Annotated in this window: 21 protein-coding genes; 8 read left to right on the top strand and 13 right to left on the bottom strand. The window is 70.8% G+C overall.

Annotation, left to right across the window (positions count from 1 at the left end):
- Window positions 1-16 precede the first annotated feature (16 nt).
- The 4 genes from FB560_RS02230 to FB560_RS02215 all read left to right on the top strand — a co-directional run bounded on the left by FB560_RS02230 (window position 17) and on the right by FB560_RS02215 (window position 3,705).
- Window positions 17-1,582, top strand: coding sequence for a PspC domain-containing protein (locus FB560_RS02230; protein WP_141870870.1), 1,566 nt, complete (start codon window positions 17-19; stop codon window positions 1,580-1,582).
- Window positions 1,579-2,058, top strand: a complete 480-nt coding sequence (locus FB560_RS20840; RefSeq protein ID WP_229673324.1) for a hypothetical protein — start codon at window positions 1,579-1,581, stop codon at window positions 2,056-2,058. The genes FB560_RS02230 and FB560_RS20840 overlap by 4 nt, the downstream gene beginning before the upstream one ends.
- A 38-nt stretch (window positions 2,059-2,096) precedes the next feature.
- Window positions 2,097-2,840, top strand: coding sequence for a LysR family transcriptional regulator substrate-binding protein (locus FB560_RS02220; protein WP_141870868.1), 744 nt, complete (start codon window positions 2,097-2,099; stop codon window positions 2,838-2,840).
- 148 nt (window positions 2,841-2,988) lie between these two features.
- Window positions 2,989-3,705 carry a glutamine amidotransferase-related protein gene (locus FB560_RS02215; RefSeq protein ID WP_141870867.1) on the top strand — a complete coding sequence of 239 codons (717 nt, stop codon included), beginning with the start codon at window positions 2,989-2,991 and terminating at the stop codon, window positions 3,703-3,705.
- Between the two features lie 33 nt (window positions 3,706-3,738).
- Here FB560_RS02215 and FB560_RS02210 read toward each other — a convergent pair whose 3' ends face one another.
- Window positions 3,739-4,203: a glutaminase gene (locus FB560_RS02210; protein WP_229673326.1), complete on the bottom strand. Its 465-nt coding sequence runs from the start codon at window positions 4,201-4,203 to the stop codon at window positions 3,739-3,741.
- On the bottom strand, window positions 4,203-5,417 hold the full coding sequence (locus FB560_RS02205) for a cation:proton antiporter (protein ID WP_141870865.1): 1,215 nt from the start codon (window positions 5,415-5,417) through the stop codon (window positions 4,203-4,205). Before FB560_RS02205 ends, FB560_RS02210 begins: the two co-directional genes overlap by 1 nt.
- An 83-nt stretch (window positions 5,418-5,500) precedes the next feature.
- Between FB560_RS02205 and purU the strand changes: the two genes are divergently transcribed.
- A complete protein-coding gene (purU, locus tag FB560_RS02200) occupies window positions 5,501-6,352 on the top strand; it encodes a formyltetrahydrofolate deformylase (RefSeq protein ID WP_141870864.1) in 852 nt (283 codons plus the stop codon).
- Window positions 6,353-6,371: 19 nt separating this feature from the next.
- Here the strand turns inward: purU and FB560_RS02195 are convergent, their stop codons facing one another.
- Window positions 6,372-7,415 (bottom strand): NAD(P)H-dependent flavin oxidoreductase, encoded by a 1,044-nt coding sequence (locus FB560_RS02195; protein ID WP_141870863.1) that lies wholly within the window; start codon window positions 7,413-7,415, stop codon window positions 6,372-6,374.
- A gap of 121 nt (window positions 7,416-7,536) precedes the next feature.
- On the opposite strand from FB560_RS02195, the gene FB560_RS02190 reads away from it, so the two are divergent.
- Together FB560_RS02190 and FB560_RS02185 are read left to right on the top strand one after the other, a co-directional pair.
- The gene (locus tag FB560_RS02190) at window positions 7,537-7,809 is read left to right on the top strand and encodes a DUF6412 domain-containing protein (protein ID WP_141870862.1); all 273 of its coding nucleotides are present in this window, start codon (window positions 7,537-7,539) and stop codon (window positions 7,807-7,809) included.
- Window positions 7,810-7,872: 63 nt separating this feature from the next.
- The gene (locus tag FB560_RS02185) at window positions 7,873-8,640 is read left to right on the top strand and encodes a YidC/Oxa1 family membrane protein insertase (protein ID WP_141870861.1); all 768 of its coding nucleotides are present in this window, start codon (window positions 7,873-7,875) and stop codon (window positions 8,638-8,640) included.
- Window positions 8,641-8,733: 93 nt separating this feature from the next.
- Here the strand turns inward: FB560_RS02185 and FB560_RS02180 are convergent, their stop codons facing one another.
- From FB560_RS02180 to FB560_RS02170, 3 genes are all read right to left on the bottom strand, one after another.
- Complete coding sequence (locus tag FB560_RS02180) at window positions 8,734-9,687, bottom strand: EamA family transporter (RefSeq protein ID WP_141870860.1); 954 nt, start codon at window positions 9,685-9,687, stop codon at window positions 8,734-8,736.
- A 45-nt stretch (window positions 9,688-9,732) separates the two neighbouring features.
- The gene (locus tag FB560_RS02175; protein WP_141870859.1) at window positions 9,733-10,617 is read right to left on the bottom strand and encodes an SDR family oxidoreductase; all 885 of its coding nucleotides are present in this window, start codon (window positions 10,615-10,617) and stop codon (window positions 9,733-9,735) included.
- Window positions 10,618-10,735: 118 nt separating this feature from the next.
- Entirely contained in the window at window positions 10,736-11,083 is a 348-nt protein-coding gene (locus FB560_RS02170; protein ID WP_141870858.1) for a DUF7882 family protein, read from the bottom strand.
- A 253-nt stretch (window positions 11,084-11,336) separates the two neighbouring features.
- Between FB560_RS02170 and FB560_RS02160 the strand changes: the two genes are divergently transcribed.
- Window positions 11,337-11,825 carry an FHA domain-containing protein gene (locus FB560_RS02160; protein WP_141870857.1) on the top strand — a complete coding sequence of 163 codons (489 nt, stop codon included), beginning with the start codon at window positions 11,337-11,339 and terminating at the stop codon, window positions 11,823-11,825.
- A 26-nt stretch (window positions 11,826-11,851) separates the two neighbouring features.
- Here FB560_RS02160 and FB560_RS02155 read toward each other — a convergent pair whose 3' ends face one another.
- From FB560_RS02155 to phnC, 7 genes are all read right to left on the bottom strand, one after another.
- A complete protein-coding gene (locus FB560_RS02155; protein WP_141870856.1) occupies window positions 11,852-12,631 on the bottom strand; it encodes an enoyl-CoA hydratase/isomerase family protein in 780 nt (259 codons plus the stop codon).
- On the bottom strand, window positions 12,631-13,896 hold the full coding sequence (locus FB560_RS02150; RefSeq protein WP_141870855.1) for a CaiB/BaiF CoA transferase family protein: 1,266 nt from the start codon (window positions 13,894-13,896) through the stop codon (window positions 12,631-12,633). Before FB560_RS02150 ends, FB560_RS02155 begins: the two co-directional genes overlap by 1 nt.
- A gap of 180 nt (window positions 13,897-14,076) precedes the next feature.
- Window positions 14,077-15,165 (bottom strand): alcohol dehydrogenase catalytic domain-containing protein, encoded by a 1,089-nt coding sequence (locus FB560_RS02145; protein ID WP_141870854.1) that lies wholly within the window; start codon window positions 15,163-15,165, stop codon window positions 14,077-14,079.
- 13 nt (window positions 15,166-15,178) lie between these two features.
- Entirely contained in the window at window positions 15,179-15,883 is a 705-nt protein-coding gene (locus FB560_RS02140) for an HAD family hydrolase (protein ID WP_141870853.1), read from the bottom strand.
- Window positions 15,880-17,037, bottom strand: coding sequence for a TIGR03364 family FAD-dependent oxidoreductase (locus FB560_RS02135; RefSeq protein ID WP_229673328.1), 1,158 nt, complete (start codon window positions 17,035-17,037; stop codon window positions 15,880-15,882). Before FB560_RS02135 ends, FB560_RS02140 begins: the two co-directional genes overlap by 4 nt.
- A complete protein-coding gene (gene phnE / locus FB560_RS02130) occupies window positions 17,034-18,767 on the bottom strand; it encodes a phosphonate ABC transporter, permease protein PhnE (RefSeq protein WP_141870852.1) in 1,734 nt (577 codons plus the stop codon). The genes FB560_RS02135 and phnE overlap by 4 nt, the downstream gene beginning before the upstream one ends.
- Window positions 18,764-19,642 carry a phosphonate ABC transporter ATP-binding protein gene (phnC, locus tag FB560_RS02125; protein ID WP_141870851.1) on the bottom strand — a complete coding sequence of 293 codons (879 nt, stop codon included), beginning with the start codon at window positions 19,640-19,642 and terminating at the stop codon, window positions 18,764-18,766. The genes phnE and phnC overlap by 4 nt, the downstream gene beginning before the upstream one ends.
- Between the last annotated feature and the right edge of the window lie 37 nt (window positions 19,643-19,679).

The raw sequence follows: 19,679 nt of genomic DNA, 5'->3' as shown, positions 1-19,679 counted from the left end.
CGGACAGTATCGAAGCATGACGATTCCGACAGCGCCCCCGCCTGCCGCCGACGCGACCGACCCGGCCGCCGGCAGCAGCACGACGCACGCCGCATCCCCCTCCGCCGAACGCTTCTTCCTCTGGTGCGCCGGCCTCGGTATCGCGCGCTCCGACGGCTGGCTCGGCGGCATCGCTGCGGGCATCGCGGCACGCCTGCGCATCGATCCGCTGATCGTCCGAGGCGTGCTCGTGATCGCCGCGCTGTTCGGGCTGCCGGTGATCTTCCTGTACGCCCTCGCCTGGGCGTTGCTGCCGGATGCCGACGGACGGATCCATGCTCGCGATCTGCTCAACCGGGACTTCCAGCCGGTGCAGCTCGGCATCCTGGGCATGGCCGTCGTCGGCCTCATCCCGACGGCTCCGCTGAGCGGCCGCCTGTTCGGCCTCGGCTACGAGAGCTGGTCGGCCCTGTCGATCTTCGGCTGGATCGCCGGACTGATCCTGGTCGGTGGCCTGCTCTTCCTGATCGTGCGTGCTGCGAGCCGCACCCCGGATGTCTCCGTGTCGAGTGGGCAGGCTTCGCCCGACTCCGCGGCTCCGGGAGCATCCGCGACCCTCGGCGATTCGGGTACCGCCGAGGGCGCGGGTGCGACACCACCGCTCCCTCTCGTCGCGCCTCCCGCGGGCGACGCCGCCGGAGGACACGCGATCCCCACCACCGAGCGTCCCGTCGCCCCCGTCCTCCTCGCCGAGAACGCGCAGAACCCGGAAGAGCTCGCCGCCTGGCGTGCGCAGCATGCGGCCTGGCGCGAACAGGATCAGGCCTGGCGTCGGCAGCAGCAGGATGCCGAGCGCGCCGCCCGCGACCAGATGCGCCGGGAGCGTCAGGCCGCCGCCGCGACCTTCGCGACCGAAGCGTCTGAGCGCCGCCGCGTCCGTCGCGCCTCGAACCCGCGAGCGAGCTTCGCGTTCGTCGCCTCGGTGATGGGGCTCGCACTGGCGGTCGGCGCGGCCGTCGGTCTCACGGGCGGCCCGACGGCCGGCGCGCTGGGCTTGCTGTCCGCCGCACTCGTGCTCGCGGTGGGAATGATCGTCGCCGGCCTGTTCCGTCGTCGGAGCGGCTTCCTCGCCTTCCTCACCGCGATCGCGCTGGCCGGCGGCGTCGCAGCCGGATACGTCGCCACCTTCGACGACCTCACCTATGGCTGGGCGTCGGTGTCGAACAACACGGCGCAGCATGTGCAGCAGCCGTTCGGCGACCTGAACGTCACGCTCCTGCCGCATGACGACGCCCCGCGCCCGATCGTGATCGACAAGGGCACCGGGCAGACCTGGATCGACGTGCAGCCCGGAGTGGAGCTCGATCTCACCGCGACCATCGGATCCGGTCAGGTGACCTGGGTGCGCGTGGATGCCGAGGAGGGCGTGGTGCTCGACTCCGGCAGCTGGCCGCTGGTGACAGCCGCGGACGGCAGCCGCACCGCGGTCGCGACCGCCGCGGCCGAGAACACCTCCGTCGTCACGCGACAGCCCGTCACGATCACCCAGACCTCCGGCGACGTGCAGGTCACCATCTACGACAGCACGGAGGAAGAGCGATGAGCGCCGACAACACCCCGACGAGCCCGCTGGACGATGCGACGGCGGCAGCGCCCGAGGCGATCGAGAGCGCTGCGGACTCGCCGTCCTCCTCGTCGGTCGAGGAGGAGGCGGAGTACGCGCCGCCCCTCCCCGATGACGTCTCGGCACACGCCGCCCCCGTCGCCGCCACGGCGGCGGTGTCATCCACCGCCTCCACCGCGAGCCCCGTGTCCACGGGCGCCGCGCCCGAGCCGACGGTTCCCCGGACCCGCGGCGCCGCGATCGTGTGGGGACTGCTGTTCGCCGTGATCGCCGCGTTCGGTATCTGGACCCTCACGGATGACGATCGTCGCGAGGGGGCGGCGGGGTGGATCACGACACTGACGCCGAACACCGTCCTCTCCCTCGTGCTGCTCACGATCGGCGTGCTGATACTGGTGGGCGGCGCGGTCGGACTGATTCGCCACGCCCAGCGCCGGGCCGCTCCACAACGATGACGCGGGCGCGCCGCCCGGCGCCCGATACTCTGGATCGCATGGCGACTCAGGGACGGCGACCGGCGCGGCGCACCGGCGGAGCGACGCCCGCGCGTCGCGGCAAGGCGGGGACCGCACAGAAGCCCGCCGCGAAGTCCCGCACGAAGGCGCAGGACAAGGTCGTGTTCGACGCTCCCCGCAGCACCCCGGAGGAGCCGCGGATCTTCCGTCTCGGGGCCGTGCCCGGCGCGACTCCCGGGCGATGGATCGACGCCTGGAAGCAGCGGATGCCCCACGTGCGCCTCGAACTCGTGGCGATCTCCGCCGCCGGGCAGCGGGACGCACTGGCCGAGCTCGATGCCGCACTCATCCGGCTCCCGCTCGTCGATCCGACGCTGCACATCATCCCGCTCTACGACGAGGTTCCGGTCGTGGTCGCAGGAACGGACTCGCACCTGCTGGCGGTCGACGAGCTCTCCACATCCGACCTCGTCGGCGAGGTCGTGATCGTCCCGGATGACGATGTGCTCGGCCTGCGGGAGCTGCCGGGCACCGTCAGCCCGAACTTCCCCGCACTCAAGACCACGGCCGACGCCATCGCGACCGCCGCCTCGGGAGCGGGGATCGTGGTCGTGCCGATGTCGCTCGCACGCCTGCACCACCGCAAGGACGCCGATCATCGGCCGCTGATCGACGGACCGTCGTCGACCGTGGCGCTGGTCTGGCCCCGGGACCGCACGACCGACGACGTCGAGACGTTCGTGGGCATCGTCCGCGGCCGCACCGCGAACTCCTCGCGCTGACCGGTCCTCCACAACTCCGGAGATCCGCGCCGGATCAGTGTCCGCACGCCCGAAAAGCGCCCCGAGCGCTCGGTTCTTCCGGAGTTATGGAGACCGCACGGACGTCACCGCGTTCTCGGCCGCGGTCTCTGATCGTTAGAATCGCCGGATGGCTTCGCTTCTCTACGTCTGCGTGCGTCCGGAGCGCGGGGCGGCGGATGCCGAACATGCGTCCTTCCGTCGTGCGCTCGGCGCCGAGGTGGTGGATCGGCTCGATCTGCTCGAAGAACCCCTCGACCCCGCGCGTCTCGCGCGCTACCGGGGCGTCGTCGTCGGCGGCTCCCCGTTCAACGTCACCGACCCCGAGAAGGACGTGGTGCAGCTGCGCGTCGAGGCCGATCTGCGGCGCATCGCGCATCGGGCGATCGACGGCGACATCGCCGTCTTCTTCACGTGCTTCAGCATCGGTGTCGTGACGCAGATGCTCGGCGGCGAGGTGACCACCGCGACTCCGGAGGCCGCGAGCGCCACGGTCATCCGCACGACGGCGGACGGCGCGGTCGATCCGGTCTTCGGCCCCAGCTCCCCCGCACTCACCGTCTTCACGGCGCACAAGGAGAGCGCGGTCGCGCTGCCCGCCGGCGCCACCCTGCTCGCGACGAACGAGTCCTGCCCCGTGCAGGCCTACCGTGTGGGGACGCACCTGTACACGGCGCAGTTCCACCCCGAACCCACCCCGCGCGACTTCGCCGATCGGATGACGTTCTACCGCACGACCGGCTACTTCGACCCCGAGGAGTTCGATCGCGTGCAGGACCAGGTGCTCTCCGCATCCGTGACCGAGGGTGCCGCGCTCCTGCGCCGGTTCGCCGACACCTTCGCCTGAGACCGCCGTGGGCGGCCGGGCCCGAATCCGCGCTCAGCCCGCGGAACCCCGCAGCAGTTCGACGCGCTCGCGCAGGTATGCCTCCAGCGGCATGTACCCTCCGGCGGCGCTCCACCGCACCATCGGCACCCCGTCGATCAGGGCGAGCGGCCCGGACGATCCTCCGGCGTCCACGGCATCGACGTCGATGATGCTCCAGCCGACGTGCACGACCTCGCCCTCGTCGAACCCTCCCCGTAGCGCCTCCTCGCGACGCACGGCACGCTCCCGCGCGGACTCGGCGGTGTAGCCCCGACGACCCGGATCCGCCGCACGCAGCACCTCGGCAGTCGCCAGAGCATGCGTCTCGGTGAGCAGCAGCACACCCAGGTGCCACGCCGCCCCGACGCGCACGATGCGCCGCCCGCGCCACCGGGACTCTCGTTCCTCGCCCAGCCCCTCCTGCGGCGCGCCGACGAGGTCGTGGGCAGCCTGGGTCAGCAGAGCGGATGCCGTCATCACAGTTCTCCTTGCGGAAGTTCATCGGCGGGACGCGGGCCGGCGATCCGGTCGCGGTCTCCGCGCAGCAGCATCCCGAGAACCGGGAAGAACAGCACCGACAGCATCCCGGCACCGACGAGCGCGGCTGCGGTACCCGTATCGATCATCTTCTCATCCACGCCGATCGCGGTGACCGCGACGATGATCGGCAGGCCGGTGGCCGTGAGCAGCCCGAGGGCGGTGCGGTCGCGTACGGTCGCACCCGCCGGCGCCGACAGTTGCGCGGCGGAACCGCGGATGACCAGCAGTGCGACCAGGAACAGCGGCACGAGCGCCATCGCGGCCGGCGAGGTCAGCAGCGCCTGCAGGTCGAAGTTCACACCGGTGTAGAGGAAGAAGATCGGCACGAGGAACCCGAACGCGATCCCCTCGAGTTTGCTCTCCACCGCTTCCGCATCCTTCTTCGGCGCGCGGGCCATGATGATGCGCCATACGGCGCCGGCGACGAAGGCGCCGAGCAGCATGTCGAGATCGAGCATCACGCTGAGGCCCACGAGCGCCGCGATCAGCAGCAGCACGAATCGCACACCGAACTGATCCGAGGTGTGCAGCGTGGCACGCACGATCGTGTGCAGGCGGCCGTGCGAGACCCGATGGGCCGCCACCACCGCCAGCACCGCGAGCAGCACGAACGCGAGGAGGACGGCCGCGGCGATCGGCGTCGTGCGCGTGCTGAGGAAGATCGAGATCGCGATCAGTGGCAGGAACTCCCCGACCGCTCCGACCGCGGTGAGCGCCTTGCCGAAGGGCGTGTCGAGCTCGCGGGCATCCCGCAGGATCGGCATCAGCGTGCCCAGTGCGGTGGAACTGAGCGCGATGCCGATCACCACCATGCCCTCGCCGGGAGCGAAGAAGAAGCCGACGCCGATGCCGAGCGCGACGCTCATCACCCAGCCGAGCGACGCGCGCACGACGGGTCGTCCTGCCACGGCCCGGAAGTCGATCTCGGAGCCGGCGATGAAGAACAGCATCGCCAGGCCGAAGTCGCTGAGCTTCTCGAGCAGTGCATGCGGCTCGACCCATCCGAGCACGGCGGGACCGACGAGGATGCCGAGCACGAGCTCGAACACGATGATCGGGACCCGCACGATCGGTCGGACGCCGCGCGCCAGCAGGGGTGCGGCGACCGCGAGCAGGGGAATCAGCACCAGTCCTACGTCGCCCGCGTTCACGGACTCAGAGTATCGAGTCGGTCGCGATTCGTCCGGTGGTGCGCAGGCACGGCAGAATCGAGGGACACCCCCGAGGAGCGTTCATGTCACAGCCCGATACCGCCCGCCTCCTGATCGCGTGCGACGACCAGCCCGGCATCGTCGCCGCCGTCGCCGGCGTGCTCTCCGCGCACGGCGCGAACATCATCTCGCTCGACCAGCACTCGACCGACTCCGAGGGCGGCCGCTTCTTCCAGCGCACCGTGATCCACCTCGACGGTCTCTCCGCGGCACGCCCCGCGCTCGAGGCCGATCTCGGGCAGGTCGCCGAGCGGTTCGGCATGGAGTGGTCGCTGCACGACACCGCACGCCGCAAGCGCGTGGCGATCTTCGTCTCGAAGTACGACCACTGCCTGATGGAGCTGCTGTGGCGCACGCAGCGCGGCCAGCTCGACATCGACATCACGATGGTGGTGTCGAACCACCCCGACCTCGCCGAATCCGTGCGGTCGTTCGGTGTGCCGTTCGTGCACATCCCCTCCGGCGACAAGCAGTCCATGGAGCAGCGTCAGCTCGAACTCCTGCGCGGCAACGTCGATCTCGTGGTGCTCGCGCGCTACATGCAGATCCTCACCGACGACTTCATCCGTGAGCTCGATGCCCCGGTGATCAACATCCACCACTCCTTCCTCCCCGCCTTCATCGGGGCGAACCCGTACGCGCGGGCGAAGGAGCGCGGTGTGAAGCTGATCGGCGCGACCGCGCACTACGCGACCGCCGACCTCGACGAAGGGCCGATCATCGAGCAGGATGTGACGCGGGTCACGCACTCCGACTCGGCCGCTCAATTGCAGAGCCGCGGTGCCGATGTCGAGCGTCTGGTGCTCGCTCGTGCCGTGCAGTGGCATGCGGAGGACCGCGTGATCGTGCACGGCAAGTCGACCGTCATCCTCTAGCGGCGGCGCCGCCGCGGCGTCACCGGGCGGGGACGCCCTGCACCAGCTCGGCGAACGCCTCGGCCGCCGTGCCGTAGCGCGCGAGCGGCGCGGCCTGCCCCATCCACAGCGACTGCAGCTCACCGAGGTTCTGCTGCCCCGCGGCCGCGCGGAACCTGCCGGTGAGCCAGTTCTGCAGCGGGAACGGTGCGATCGTGCCGCTCGCCTCGATCGCGCGCACGGTGCGGTTGCGGGCTCCACGGGCCAGTCGTCCGCTCATCGCCCGGGTGAGCACCGTCTCGTCGGCCGCCGTGCGGCGGATCGCCTCACGGTGCGCATCGTTGATCGCGGATTCCGCGGTGGCCAGGAACGCGGTGCCGACCTGCGCCCCCTGCGCGCCGAGCGCGAACGCGGCGGCCACGCCGCGGCGGTCGGAGATGCCTCCGGCGGCGATCACCGGCACATCGACCGCGTCCACCACCTGCGGCACGAGAGGGAAGGTGCCGACCAACGACTCCTCGGCGGCGCGGAGGAACGAGACCCGGTGACCGGCGGCCTCCGAGCCCGTCGCGACGATGGCATCGACGCCCCCCTCGGCGAGCGCCACGGCCTCTGCGACGGTGGTCGCTGTGCCCACGACGGTGATGCCGCGGCGATGCGCTTCCTCGATCAGCGCCTCGGACGGCACGCCGAACACCACGCTGAGCACGGCGGGCGCAACGTCCCAGATCGCCTCGAGCTGCTCGTCGAGCGACGGCAGATAGGCATCCGGTCGCGCGGGAAGCTCCTCCCCGACCGCCTCGAAGAACGGCTGCAGCGCCTGGGCGAAGATCGCATGCTGTGCGTTCGGCACCACCTCGTCGCCCAGAGGGAGCCAGATGTTGAGCGCGAAGGGCTTCGAGGTGGCCGCCCGCAGCTGCGCGCCGGTCTGCAGGATCCGCTCTCCGTCGTACCCGTAGAGCCCGAAGGAGCCCAGGCCGCCGGCCTCGCTCACGGCCGCGGTCAGCGGCACGGAGGACAGGCCTCCGAAGGGGCCGAGGACGATCGGATGCTCGATGCCGACCAGCGCACGCAGATCACTCATGCTTCGAGGCTACGCCGCGCTGCGCAGCCCGGCGCCGACTGTGACGCCGCTCTCAAGACGGGCTCGATCACGCCGGTGCCCCGCGCCCGGTGCTACCCTCGCTGCAGAGGGGAGAGCGCACATGAGCGAGTGGTTCGGACAGATGCTGAGCATCGTCCTCACTGCGCTCGGCCTGGTCTCCGTGCCGGATGCCACCGCTCTCGGCCTCGCGATCGCCCTCATCGCGGTGACCGCACTCACGCTCGCCCTCGTGCTGAGCCTGCACCAGGCCACGGGCGGCACCGCGCCGCATCCCTGGCGCGCCATCGACGTCTCCACCCTCCTCTCACAGAGCGATCCGGATGCCGCAGGGCACCCGCGTCCGCGAGCGCCGGGAGTCGCGACCGCCGCGTAGTCCGTTCCGACCGGGACCGCGCGGCTTTCGCCGACCCTTCCCGACCTCTCGAACGGACACCTCATGGACTTCTTCGCCTTCCCACCCCTCGCTGCCCTCCTGGACGCCGCCTACGGCGCCCTCGTCGGGCTCTCCTCCCTGCTCGAACCCTTCGCCGGCGGCGCCGCATCCGCTGCCGCCGTGATCCTCGTCACGCTCCTGGTGCGCGCCCTGCTCATCCCCGTCGGCATCTCGCAGGCCAAGGCCGAGCAGACCAGGGCGCGTCTCGCGCCGAAGCTGCGTGAGATCCAACGCCGTCACAAGAAGAACCCGGAACGGCTGCAGCGCGAGACGCTCGCGCTCTACCGCGCCGAGAACACCTCGCCGTTCGCGGGGATGCTCCCCGTCCTGGCGCAGGCCCCGGTGGTCGGCATCCTGTACACGCTGTTCATCCGTCCCGAGATCGCCGGGCACCCCAACGAGCTCCTGACGCACGACCTCCTCGGAGCCCCGCTCGGCACGAGCCTGGTCTCCGCGATCTTCGGCGGTACCGCGACTCCTGCGACCTTCCTCGTGTTCGGCGTGCTGCTGGCGATCATGATCGCGGTCGCCGAGGTCACCAGACGGGTCTTCCGTCCGGTGCCGGTCGAGGGCGATTCACCACTCAACTCGCCGACGATGCTGCGGATGATGAGCGCGCTGCACTACCTGACCGCGGTGTTCGCGGCGTTCGTGCCACTGGCCGCCGCGCTGTATCTCACGGTCACGGTGGTGTGGACCCTCGCGCAGCGGGTGATCCTGCGTCGTCGCTACCCTCTCCCGGTGTCGACACCGGCGCGGGTCTCCGCCTGACGACTTCTCCGGTCGCACTCAGGCACCTTCCGGGGCGATCCAGGGTGCGTCGGTGCGACCGGAGGTGCCCCGGAGTCGAGCGGTGACGAAGATTCATTCCGGCAGGGGGATCGGCCCGGTGAAGACGGCGGGCGGATCGTCCTCGTCCGGGGACTTCTGCGGCGACTTCTCGGCATCCGCGCGCGTACGTCGTCGGATGCCGAGGGTCGCCCCGGCACTCGCGGCGACGACGAGCGCGATCGCGAGCATCCGCAGCGGCGTCGCGCTCTGACCGAGGATCAGCCAGCCGGCGAGCGTCGCGAAAGCCGGCTCTAGGCTGAGCAGCACCCCGAACACGCGCTGCGGCAGGCGGCGCAGCGCAGCGAGCTCGAAGCTGTACGGGATCACCGAGGAGAGCACCGCCGTGACCGCGGCGAGCAGCAGCAGTTGCATGTCGCCCGACACCGTGACCGCGGCGGGCACCCCCACCGGCATGAGCAGCAGCGCTGCGACGAGCAGTCCCATCGCCAGGCCGCCGCTGCCGGGGATCAGGGATCCCACCCGCGCGCTCATCCGGATGTACATGGCCCAGAATCCGGCGGCGATCAGGATGAACACGACGCCGAGCGGGTCGAGCGGCTCCGCGCCGATCAGCCCGTCGACGCCCAGCAGCACCATCCCGATCAGCGCGACACCGACCCACGCGGCGTCGGCGAGCCGACGGGTGAGCACGGCGGCGAGGACGAGCGGTCCGAGGAACTCGATCGCGACCGCGGGCCCCAGCGGGATGCGGTCGATCGCCGCGTAGAAGAAGCCGTTCATCGCGGCGAGCGAGACGCCGAAGAGCACGGCCGCGATCCACTGCTGGCGGGTCCACCGCCGCGGACGCGGACGAACGATGACGAGCAGGAGGAGCGCGGCGATCGCGACGCGCAGCGAGGTCACACCCCACGGGCCGAGCACCGGGAAGAGCTGTGCGGCGACGGCCGCGCCGAAGGGCAGCGACAGGCATGAACCGATGACGAGAGCGACGCCGACGAGAGGACGGGACGACGCTGACTGCTGCACGTACTCCAGCGTGGGGCATCAGCGCCGCCCCCGTCCACTCGACACTCAGAGGTGCTTGCCTCCGGTCACCGGGAGCACCGCGCCGGAGACGTACATCGATTCATCCGAGGCGAGGTAGACGTACGCACCGGCGAGCTCGGCGGGTTGGCCCGCACGCCCGAGCGGCGTGTCCTGTCCGAAGGTCGCCAGCCGCTCGGCATCCCACCCGGTGGCCGGGATCAGCGGAGTCCAGATGGGACCGGGAGCGACCGCGTTGACCCGGATGCCCCGAGGACCTGCCTCTTCGGCGAGGGCCTTCACGAAGGCCACCTGCGCGGCCTTCGTCATGGCGTAGTCGATGAGTCCTGGCGAGGGGTTGTAGGCCTGGACGGATGCCGTGACGATGATGCTCGCCCCCGCCGCGAGATCCGGATAGGCGGCACGGGCGGTCTGCACGAGGCCGGTGAGGTTGGTGTCGAAGACCCGGCGCATGTCCTCGGTCCTCAGCGTGCCGAAGCCGTCGATGTCGTGCTGGTAGCCGGCGTTGAGCACGAGGACGTCGAGCCCGCCGAGCGCGGCCCTGGTCTGCGCCACGATGCCGGTCGCGAAGTCCTCGTCGCGGAGGTCGCCCGACAGGCTGAGCCCGGTTCGGCCGGCGTCGCGGATGTGCGCGATCGTCTGGTCGGCGTCGCCCTGCTCCTCCGGCATGTGCGCGATCGCGACATCGGCGCCTTCTCGGGCGAACGCGATCGCGACCGCCCGTCCGATGCCCGAGTCTCCCCCGGTGATCAGCGCGCGACGACCGCTCAGCCGCTCATGGCCGCGATAGCTGGATTCGCCGTGATCCGGGGTGGGACTGGTCTGCTCGGTGAGCCCCGGCTGCGACTGCTGCTGGTCCGGGAATCCGTCCTCGCGATGTGCGTGGCGGGGGTCGATGGGGGTGTCGGTCATCGGGATCTCCTTGATCGAGGTGTCCTCCGACTCTCGACGAGGTCGCCGTCACCGCCCAGGGGGTTGACAGCCTCCCGGCTCCTTCGCGACGTGTCGTCCCGCCACCGGCGGTCCGCGGTCAGAGCGGAGTCGTGACCGGAGTCTCGCCGGTTCCCGGCGCTTCACCCGCCTCGGACGGCTCGGGCACGAGGTAGAGACCGGAGGGGGCGTTCGCGGTGAACGCCAGCGCCTCGATCCAGGCACGGTTGATCGAGGGCTGGCGGCTGCCGAAGTACTTGAACACCAGCGAGCTTCCCGGCTGGATCCACACCGTGGTGCGCCCACCGCCGACGCTCGCGTCTTCGCGCCAGCTGAACGGGAACGGCTCACCGCGGCGGAGCTTTGCCGTGATCACGAGCTGCAGATGCGTGAGAGCGCGATCCTCGATCTCGGTCTTCACGCCGCCTTCGTAGATGAACTTGCCCATGCGGAATGATCTCTTTCTCTGCCAGGGCGGTTTCGGCCGGTCGGACACTTTCCCCTTATGCGTAGCGTAAGTCCTGTCGGGCCCTGCTGCACTACGCGCGGGGAATCGCGCGCGTCGCGCCCGCGCTGTGTCCGCGCGGTAGCGCGCTGCACTCGATCGACAGTGGAGCCCTCGTGGCGCGAAGTCAACCCCCTCCATCCTCGTGGCGTTCGCGCCTAGAGTCGGTGATCCACCAGCCGAGGAGGCCACGAGGATGAGCGACCCGCAGACACCCGAACAGGGATACACCCCGACCACGACCCACGCGGAGTGGGGCGCGGGAGAGCCGCGCCTGCGCATCACCCGCGACGAGGAGCGCACCGAATATCTGCTCGACGCGGATGTCGTGCGCATCGGTTCCGCCGAGGGGAACGAGCTGCGGCTCGCCGACACCGACCCGGTGCACGCGACCATCACGCACGACGACCGCGACGAGTACGTGCTGACGCTGCACGGCGAAGGCGACACGAGCGCGAGCGCCGGCACGGACGGCACGCACCAGGGCGAGGATTCGCAGACGCTGCGCACCGGAGCGCAGTTCAGCGCCGGCCCCTGGACCTTCGTGTTCGCCCGCGAGGAGTTCGCCGACCACGGACGCCCGTTCGGCGGACGCAAGGGCGGCGAGTACGACGACCAGGAGCTGCAGCCGCCGCGTCCCGACTACAGCGATGACGCGAGCGCAGCGGACGACCGCACGACCTGAGCCGGGCTCGGCGGTCTTCCGTCGGCCTACGCCTCGTGCGACGGGAATGCGGCGGGACGGCGCTCGGCGAACGCGGCGAGGCCCTCACGCGCATCCGCGCTCGTGAACGCCGCCTGCCCGAGCACGGCTTCCTGACGGAATGCCTCGTCCTCGGGGAGGTCGGCGAGCGCACGCACGGCACTCTTGATCGTCGCGACCGCGGTGCGGCTGCGCGAGAGCAGATCCTCGGCCACGGCGAGTGCCGAGGACTGCAGGTCGCCTGCCGGGACGACCTGGTTGAGGATGCCGTAGCGCAGAGCCGTCGCGGCATCGATCTTCGTGCCGCGGAGCATCAGGTCCATGGCCCAGGCGTAGGGGATCTGACGGATCAGCCGCACGAGCGTTCCGCCCGCGGGGACGACGCCGACGCCGGTCTCCGGCAGCGCGAACTGCGCGTCCTCCGATGCGAGCCGGATGTCGGTCGAGAGCAGGATCTCGAACCCCCCTCCGAGGCACAGTCCGTTGACGGCGGCGATCACCGGCTTGTCGAGCGTCGTGTGCTTCTGATGCGCGGCGTCCCACTCGCTGATGTCGAAACGCCCCTCCGTGAGGGCGGGAATCGATTCGCCGAGATCGGCGCCGACGCAGAAGGCCCGCTCTCCCGCCCCCGTGAGGATCGCCGCGCCGATGCGGTCGTCGTCGCGCACCTCGGAGAACGCCTCCCCCAGCTGCTCGTACATCGCGAGGGTGAGGGCGTTGAGCTTCTCGGGGCGATCGATCGTGATGACGGCGAGCGCGCCGTCACGGTCGAGGCGGACGCGGCCCATCAGATCGTCCCGGCGGCGCGGAGCTCCTCGATCTCCTCGGGCGTGTAGCCCAGGAGGTCGCGGAAGATCGCGGCGGTGTGCTCGCCGGTGTCCGGGGCGATGCCGCGGGCGCGTGGCGGCGTGCGGTCGAGCTTGACCGGGGAGCCGAAGGTGCGCAGCGACCCGTACCCCGCGTACTCGGCATCCACCACCATGTCGCGCGCCGCGATCTGCGGGTCGGCCACCACCTCGGCGATGTCCTTGACCCCGCTCAACGGCACGAGATCTCCCGCGAGCGCCTCGAGCTCCGCCTTGGTGCGGCCGGAGAACCAGCGCTCGACCATGGGCTTGACCCGTTCCGCATAGACGGCGTCGTCGAACCGCGCACCCATCGTCTGCAGGTCGGGATTGTCGTCGAACTCGCCGGGGGCGCCGAAGATCTCGCAGGAGATCTTCCAGAACTTGTCGGTGTAGCCCCCGAAGAAGACGAACCCGTCCTGGCACGCGAACAGCTCGTAGGGGCGCACGAACGGATGCTGGTTGCCCAGAGGCTCCGGCACGATCCCCTCGGTCGTGTACGAGACGACGGCGTTCTCGGTGAGGGTGAGCACGGAGTCCTGCTGGGACACGTCGACGAGCTGACCCTCGCCGGTGCGCTCGGCATGCCGCACCGCGGCGAGCACCCCGATGACGCCGTACAGGCTCGCGGCGAGGTCGCCGATGATCGTGCCGACGCGGGTGGGCGGGCCCCCCGCCGGGCCGTTCATCGACCAGAGGCCGCCGGTGGCCTGCGCGCTGTTGTCGTAGGCGGGGCGGCCGCGATAGGGACCGGACTGGCCGTAACCGCTGAGCGCCGCGTAGACGAGACGCGGATTGACCTCGCGCAGCCGCTCATGGCCCAGCCCGAGGCGATCCATCGTGCCGGGGCGGAAGTTCTCGACCAGCACGTCGGCCTGCGCGACCAGCCGCTCCAGAGCGACCTTGCCCTCCGGATGGCGCAGGTTCAGCGTGACGCCGAGCTTGTTGCGGTTGTACTGGGCGAAGAAGCCGCTGAAGGCATCGGCACCATCCCGTTCCAGCATCGGCGGGAAGGTGCGCGTGTAGTCGGGGTCGTCCGGATGCTCGACCTTGATCACGGTGGCGCCGAGGTCGGCGAGGATCATGGAGCAGTACGGGCCGGCGACGACACGAGTCACGTCGATCACGACCACCCCGGCCAGGGAGCCGGGACCGGCATCCAGTCCTCCGAGAGATTCCAGTCGTGCGCGGAGCTCGTCGTCGATCATCGTGTGGTCCCTTCTGCGACGCGCGCTCCGGCGTCGACGGTGGAGCGGCGGGTACGGCCGTCCGCCCAGCTTCTCAGCGCGGCTGCCGGAGGGATATGTGACAACCACACACAGCCGACCGCGACTTCCGGGTCGATGCGACCATATCGCGGCTCTGCCGACGTCGGAGAACGCCCGCGCTCAACGACCGGGGACGAGCGCGATCCGCAGGGGTGCCCCCGGTGCCGCCGCGGCGAGGAGTGCCTCATCGATCTCGGCCAGGGCCCGCACCGCTCCCACCGCATCAGCGAACGGATAGGCGCGGCCGCGTCCGGCGAGGAATCCGACCGCCGCGGCCAGCTCGGCCCCGGTGTAGTTGTGGACACCCGCGACCGTCACCAGACGACGCACGATGCTCTCGGCATCCAGCGGCACCGGATCGGCCGGGAAGACGCTGCCGACCAGCACCACGATGCCGCCGACCGTGACGCCGGCGAGCGCTTCTGCCACAGCATGACCCGAAGCTTCGATCACGACATCCGGTTCCCGGTCGAGAGCCGTCGCGCCGAACCGTGCGGCGAGCGCGCGGCGTTCGGGATTCGGGTCGAGCACCTCGACCAGCGCCCCCTGATCCGCGGCGATCGCCGCCGCCGAGAGGCCGACCAGCCCGGCGCCGTGGATCCGCACGGTCACTCCCTCGAGGTCCCTGCCCTGCGCCGCCCTGGCGACCGCAGCCCAGGCGGTCGCGGTCGCGCACCCGGCCGGGGCGAGCACGGCAGCAGGCAGCGCTTCCGGCACCCGCACGATCGCGGTCCCCGCCCGCAGCTGCACGTGGCTGCCGAACGCCCCAGTGAGGTCGCCGTGCACGCCGATGCGGTCGTGGCCGTACTTGCCGAGGTCCCGACACTTCTGCGGGAGTCCTCGCAGGCACCGGTCGCAGCGCGCGCAGGAGACGGTCACCGACCACACCACGCGGTCCCCGATGCGCAGCGGCGTGCCGTCGACGGCGAGCGCGCCGTCGTCGCCGATCGCGATCACCCGCCCAACGCTCTCATGACCGAGTACCAGCGGTGTCGGTGCGGAACGTCGGCCCTGCACGGTGTGCACATCGGATCCGCAGATCGTCGACATCTCCACCGCGACCAGCACGTCGGCATCACCGAGGGAGACACCGGGGACCGCGATCATCTCGTGCGGATGCCCCTCGCCGATCCACACCATCGCGGTGGCGGCGGGGCGCAGTGCGACATCCCTGTGGTGGCCGGGTGGTCTGATCAGCAGCGTGCCCATGGGGTGCTCCCGCTCACGAGGTCGCGACGAGGGGCAGCAGACCGCGCTCGGCGAGCGCTCCGCGGAGTCCGGTGACATCGCGCAGCACCGCATCCGCGCCCGCGGCGTCGAGCGCCCCGCGGTCGTGCGCGCCCGTGAGCACACCCGCGACGAAACCCGCTCCGGCCCGGCGCCCGGATTCGACATCGCTCACGGTGTCGCCCGCCACGGCCACCGCCGCGACGGAGGAGGTCTGCGTACGCAGCAGCGCCGTGAGCACCAGGTCGGGAGCGGGACGTCCGCGCCCCGCATCCACGGGCGAGAGGGCGAGGTCGACCAGGCCGTGCCAGCCGAGGCCGTCGAGCAGTGCGTCCCGCGTGACGGGGGCGAAACCGGTGGTCAGCACCACCCGCAGTCCCGCATCCTTGAGCGATCGGATCGCATCCGCGGCGCCCGGGATCTCGGTGACCCCCTGCTCCTCGAGGATCTCGGCGTAGGCACCCTCGAAGGCGGCGGTGGCGCGCGCGGCGGCGACGTCTCCCGCGGCGAGGTGCGTGAAGACGTCGAGCTTCGATTGCCCCATCGTCACCCGCACGTAGTCGAGGGCCTCGGCCCACGGCATCCGGTCGGCGACGCCGGTGCGTTCGGCTGCACGTTGGAACGCCTGCTCGACGACGCCGTCGTCGAGCACTGTGGTTCCGGCCATGTCGAGGACGACGAGTTCGAGAGGAGTGGTCATGATGTTCCTTCCATTGCGGGTGCCCACCCGAAGGCGGCGGCGAGATTCTCTTCAGCGAGCCCCAGACCCGTGGTCATGCCGATGCCGGTCGTCGCAGCGAGCACGAGTGCTCCCTGGTCGCCGCGTTCGATCAGGAACTCGGTCGGCCCCTTGGCGTAGACGCCCTGCCAGCGCTCCACCACACGCGGCGCCGGCATGTCGAACAGCGCTTCGGCCTCGGCGAGGAACGCCGAGAACGCGACCTCGGGCTGGAACGGCGCAGGCTGCACGGCCGAGGCGTGCGAGTCGCCGATGATCAGCGTGCCGTCGGGCAGCTGCGTGTACATCTGGTTCAGGTCGAGCGCCGCGAGGTCCGGGCGTTCGGCGTGCAGGCGTTCGCGGAGCCGATCCGCCTGCGGAGTCCCCGCGAACCGGCCGTACCGCACGAGCGACCACCCGGTCAGGAGCGGCGCCGCGAGCGGACGCGGCACCGACACGGCCGCGCGCATCATGTCGAGAGCACAGCGGACGATGCCGTTCCGCTCGGCGACCTCGGGCAGCAGCTGGTCGAGGTCGTGGTTCACGGCGACGACCACGTGCCCGGCGGTGATCGCGCCCCGGCTCGTGTCGACGCGCCCGGCGCCGAGCCCGGTCACCGCGGTGCGGAACCGGAACTCCACCCCGAGGGCGGCCAGGTGGCGGACGATCGCCTCGGCCGCCGCGCGCGGGTCGGTCTGCAGATCGGTCTCGATGTGCGCGCCGCCGAGGATCGCGCCGGGGCGCAGCGGCGCATAGCGCAGGAGTTCCTCCGCCTCGAGCATCCGGATGCCGTCGTCATCGTTCGCGGCAGCGGCGAGCACCGCGATCTCCTCGTCGTTGCGCGCCGCGACGAGGGTGCCCGACTCCCGCAGCCAGAATCCGGCGTCGCGGGACAGGCGCAGCCACAGGTCGCGCGATGCATCCGCGTAGCGACGCGCCTCCCCGCTCTGCGCGCCGATGCAGAGGTGACCGAAGTTGCGGATCGTCGCCCCCACCGGTGATTCGGTGCGGTCGACCACGAGCACGCGCAGACCGCGCCGTGCCGCGGCATAGGCGGCGCCGAGTCCGACGATGCCGGAGCCGACGACCACGACATCCGCACCGCTGTTCCCGGGAGTCATCGCCCGACCGTTCATCGGAACACCTTCCGCATCCACATCGCGAGTCCTTCGACCACCAGCACGGTGACCAGGATCATCAGCACGATCGCCGTCACGGTCTCGTAGCGCGACCCCTGACTGGCATTGAGCAGGTAGTAGCCCACCCCACCGCCTCCGACGATGCCGAGGATGGTCGCGGCGCGGATGTTGGTGTCGAGCATGTAGAAGCTGTGCCCGATCAACGCCTGCATCCCCTGGGGCACCGTGGCAGAGGTGTACGTCTGCAGCCGGGTGGCGCCGACCGCACGCAGCGCGCGCTCGGGGCCGCGATCGACCTCTTCGAACGAGTCGGCGATCAGCTTGCCGAGCAGACCGATGCCGCCGATCGCGAGCGCGATCACACCGGCCTGCGGGCCGAGTCCCGTGATCACGACCAGCACGATCGCGAGGATCAGCTCGGGGATGCCGCGGATGCCCACGAGCAGGAAACGCGCGGTGCCGCGCACACCCGCCCCCGGGGCGACGTTGCGGGCGGCGAGCGACCCCAGCACGAGCGAGGGCAGCAGCGTCAGCACGGTCGCGGCGAGCGCGATCGCCACGGTGTCGCGCATCGCGTCGATCATGGCGGAGGCGTCGTAGTTGCCGAAGGACGGCGGCCAGAACTTCGCCGCGACCTCGGGCAGCTTCGCCCAGAACGTGACGAAGTCGAGCCAGTTGATGTCGCTGACGATCACGCTGCCGAGCACGACAAGGACGGCCAGGACTCCCGCGATGGTGTTCCGCGCGCGCTCCGGCGTCCAGGGCCGACGCACCGCCGTGCGCGGGTTCGCCGCCCACGCGGGACGGCCGGTGGATGCCGCCGTCGTCGTCGCGCCGAGACGCGGGTGGAGGAGTCGGTCGATCCAGGAACGGGTCTGGCGCTCCTGGCCGAGCATCGCCCCGCGGACCAGGCTGGAGATGATCTCCATCGCGACACACAGCAGGAAGATGACCAGCGCGATGCCGAGGCCCTTGCCGTAGTTGAGCGCCTTGAAGGCGTACGACATCTCGAGCCCCAGGCCCGCGACGCCGACGTAGCCGAGCACGACGCTGCCCCGCAGGTTGATGTCATTGCGGTGCAGCGCCGTGGCGACCCAGCTCGGCAGCACCTGCGGCAGGATGCCGGCGCTGAACTCCTGCATCTTCGAACCGCCTGCGGCGCGGATCGCCAGGCGGGGACCTTCGTCGATCTGCTCGATCGCATCCGCGAACATCTTCGAGATCATGCCGATCGAGTGGATGCCGATCGCGAGGATTCCCGGCAGCGTGCCCAGGGAGAACATCAGCACGAACGCCATCGCGAGCACCACATCGGGCAGCGCGCGGGTGAGCACGCCGATGAAACGCGCCGCGGCCCGCCATCCGTTGCCCGGCGTCGTGTTGGAGGCGGCGAGGTAGGCGATCGGGACGGAGAGCACGGCGGCCAGCAGGGTGCCGACCAGCACGAGGCCGACGGTCAGTGCGATCAGCCAGACGAGATCGCCCGGTTCCGGGAACGAGAGTCCGCCGACGCGCGCCAGGAAGTTCTCGGCGTTGCCCCAGCTCTGCACCATCGCGGGGATCGAGATGCCGACCTCGTTCACCGCGAGCACGCCGAGCACCACGAGGGCGAGCAGCGTCAGCGAGGCGGCGATCCGCTCCGGAGAGATCGGGGCTTTCGGAGCGCGTTCGGAGACGGGCGATGCCGGACCGCCCGGAGTCGCCGCGCGCGCAGCGAGCAGGGTCATGCGACGGGCGCCTTCGCCGGCGCATCCGTCGCGGCCGATGCCGCATCGATCGCGGCATCCGTCAGCTCCACCTGCACGGCCCTGAGCTCGGCCGTCGTGGTGGCGACGCGGCCGTAGATCTCCATGACCTCGGACTTGGTGAGGTCGGTCGTGGGGGTGTCGAGCACGATCTCGCCATGGCGCAGGCCGACGATGCGATCGGCCCAGTTGATCGCCAGATCGACCTGGTGCAGGCTGCAGACGACCGTGAGGCCCTCGTCGGCGGCGATCTCGCGGATCAGCGCCATGACCTGGTCACTGGATTCCGGGTCGAGGGACGCGACCGGCTCGTCGGCGAGCAGGATGTCGGGCTTCTGCATGAGGGCGCGCGCGATGGCCACGCGCTGCTGCTGTCCGCCCGAGAGCGTGTCGCTGCGCTGGTACGCACGGTCGAGGAGGCCGACCCGATCGAGGTGCTCGAGAGCCTGGATCTTGGCGGTCTTGGCGTACCCCCACAGTCCGAGGCGCGGTCCGCGCACGCGTGAGAGGGATCCGGTGAGCACGTTCTCGAGGACCGTGAGCGAAGGCACCAGCTCGAACTGCTGGAAGATGAAGCCCACCCGGCTGCGCAGCGCGCGCAGCGCCTTGCCGCGCAGACTCGGCACCGCAGCGCCGAGAACCTCGACGTCGCCGGAGGTGGGGATCTCGAGGCCGTCGAGGTGCCGCAGCAGCGTCGACTTGCCGGACCCGGAGAGTCCGAGCAGCACGACGATCTCGCCGCGCGAGACCTGGAGGGAGGCATCCTTCAGCGCGGTGGTCGACCCGAAGGTCTTCGTCACACCGGACAGGCGGATGAGGGCGTCGGGGGCGGGGCCGGTCGTGGCGGGGGCGGTCATGGCGCGGGGCTCCTGCATGTCGATATCGGGGTCGTGG

The sequence above is a fragment of the Microbacterium saperdae genome, from assembly GCF_006716345.1.
Classification (GTDB): domain Bacteria; phylum Actinomycetota; class Actinomycetes; order Actinomycetales; family Microbacteriaceae; genus Microbacterium; species Microbacterium saperdae.
Note: the sequence above shows the minus strand (reverse complement) of the source record. Positions and strands in the feature narration are given on the sequence as shown.

Excerpts from the sequence above, each read along its gene's own strand:
- FB560_RS02230 (WP_141870870.1), top strand. The coding sequence starts at position 17 with ATGACGATTCCGACAGCGCCCCCGCCTGCCGCCGACGCGACCGACCCG.
- FB560_RS20840 (WP_229673324.1), top strand. The coding sequence starts at position 1,579 with ATGAGCGCCGACAACACCCCGACGAGCCCGCTGGACGATGCGACGGCG.
- FB560_RS02220 (WP_141870868.1), top strand. The coding sequence starts at position 2,097 with ATGGCGACTCAGGGACGGCGACCGGCGCGGCGCACCGGCGGAGCGACG.
- FB560_RS02215 (WP_141870867.1), top strand. The coding sequence starts at position 2,989 with ATGGCTTCGCTTCTCTACGTCTGCGTGCGTCCGGAGCGCGGGGCGGCG.
- FB560_RS02210 (WP_229673326.1), bottom strand. The coding sequence starts at position 4,203 with ATGACGGCATCCGCTCTGCTGACCCAGGCTGCCCACGACCTCGTCGGC.
- purU (WP_141870864.1), top strand. The coding sequence starts at position 5,501 with ATGTCACAGCCCGATACCGCCCGCCTCCTGATCGCGTGCGACGACCAG.
- FB560_RS02195 (WP_141870863.1), bottom strand. The coding sequence starts at position 7,415 with ATGAGTGATCTGCGTGCGCTGGTCGGCATCGAGCATCCGATCGTCCTC.
- FB560_RS02190 (WP_141870862.1), top strand. The coding sequence starts at position 7,537 with ATGAGCGAGTGGTTCGGACAGATGCTGAGCATCGTCCTCACTGCGCTC.
- FB560_RS02185 (WP_141870861.1), top strand. The coding sequence starts at position 7,873 with ATGGACTTCTTCGCCTTCCCACCCCTCGCTGCCCTCCTGGACGCCGCC.
- FB560_RS02175 (WP_141870859.1), bottom strand. The coding sequence starts at position 10,617 with ATGACCGACACCCCCATCGACCCCCGCCACGCACATCGCGAGGACGGA.
- FB560_RS02170 (WP_141870858.1), bottom strand. The coding sequence starts at position 11,083 with ATGGGCAAGTTCATCTACGAAGGCGGCGTGAAGACCGAGATCGAGGAT.
- FB560_RS02160 (WP_141870857.1), top strand. The coding sequence starts at position 11,337 with ATGAGCGACCCGCAGACACCCGAACAGGGATACACCCCGACCACGACC.
- FB560_RS02155 (WP_141870856.1), bottom strand. The coding sequence starts at position 12,631 with ATGGGCCGCGTCCGCCTCGACCGTGACGGCGCGCTCGCCGTCATCACG.
- FB560_RS02150 (WP_141870855.1), bottom strand. The coding sequence starts at position 13,896 with ATGATCGACGACGAGCTCCGCGCACGACTGGAATCTCTCGGAGGACTG.
- FB560_RS02145 (WP_141870854.1), bottom strand. The coding sequence starts at position 15,165 with ATGGGCACGCTGCTGATCAGACCACCCGGCCACCACAGGGATGTCGCA.
- FB560_RS02140 (WP_141870853.1), bottom strand. The coding sequence starts at position 15,883 with ATGACCACTCCTCTCGAACTCGTCGTCCTCGACATGGCCGGAACCACA.
- FB560_RS02135 (WP_229673328.1), bottom strand. The coding sequence starts at position 17,037 with ATGAACGGTCGGGCGATGACTCCCGGGAACAGCGGTGCGGATGTCGTG.
- phnE (WP_141870852.1), bottom strand. The coding sequence starts at position 18,767 with ATGACCCTGCTCGCTGCGCGCGCGGCGACTCCGGGCGGTCCGGCATCG.
- phnC (WP_141870851.1), bottom strand. The coding sequence starts at position 19,642 with ATGACCGCCCCCGCCACGACCGGCCCCGCCCCCGACGCCCTCATCCGC.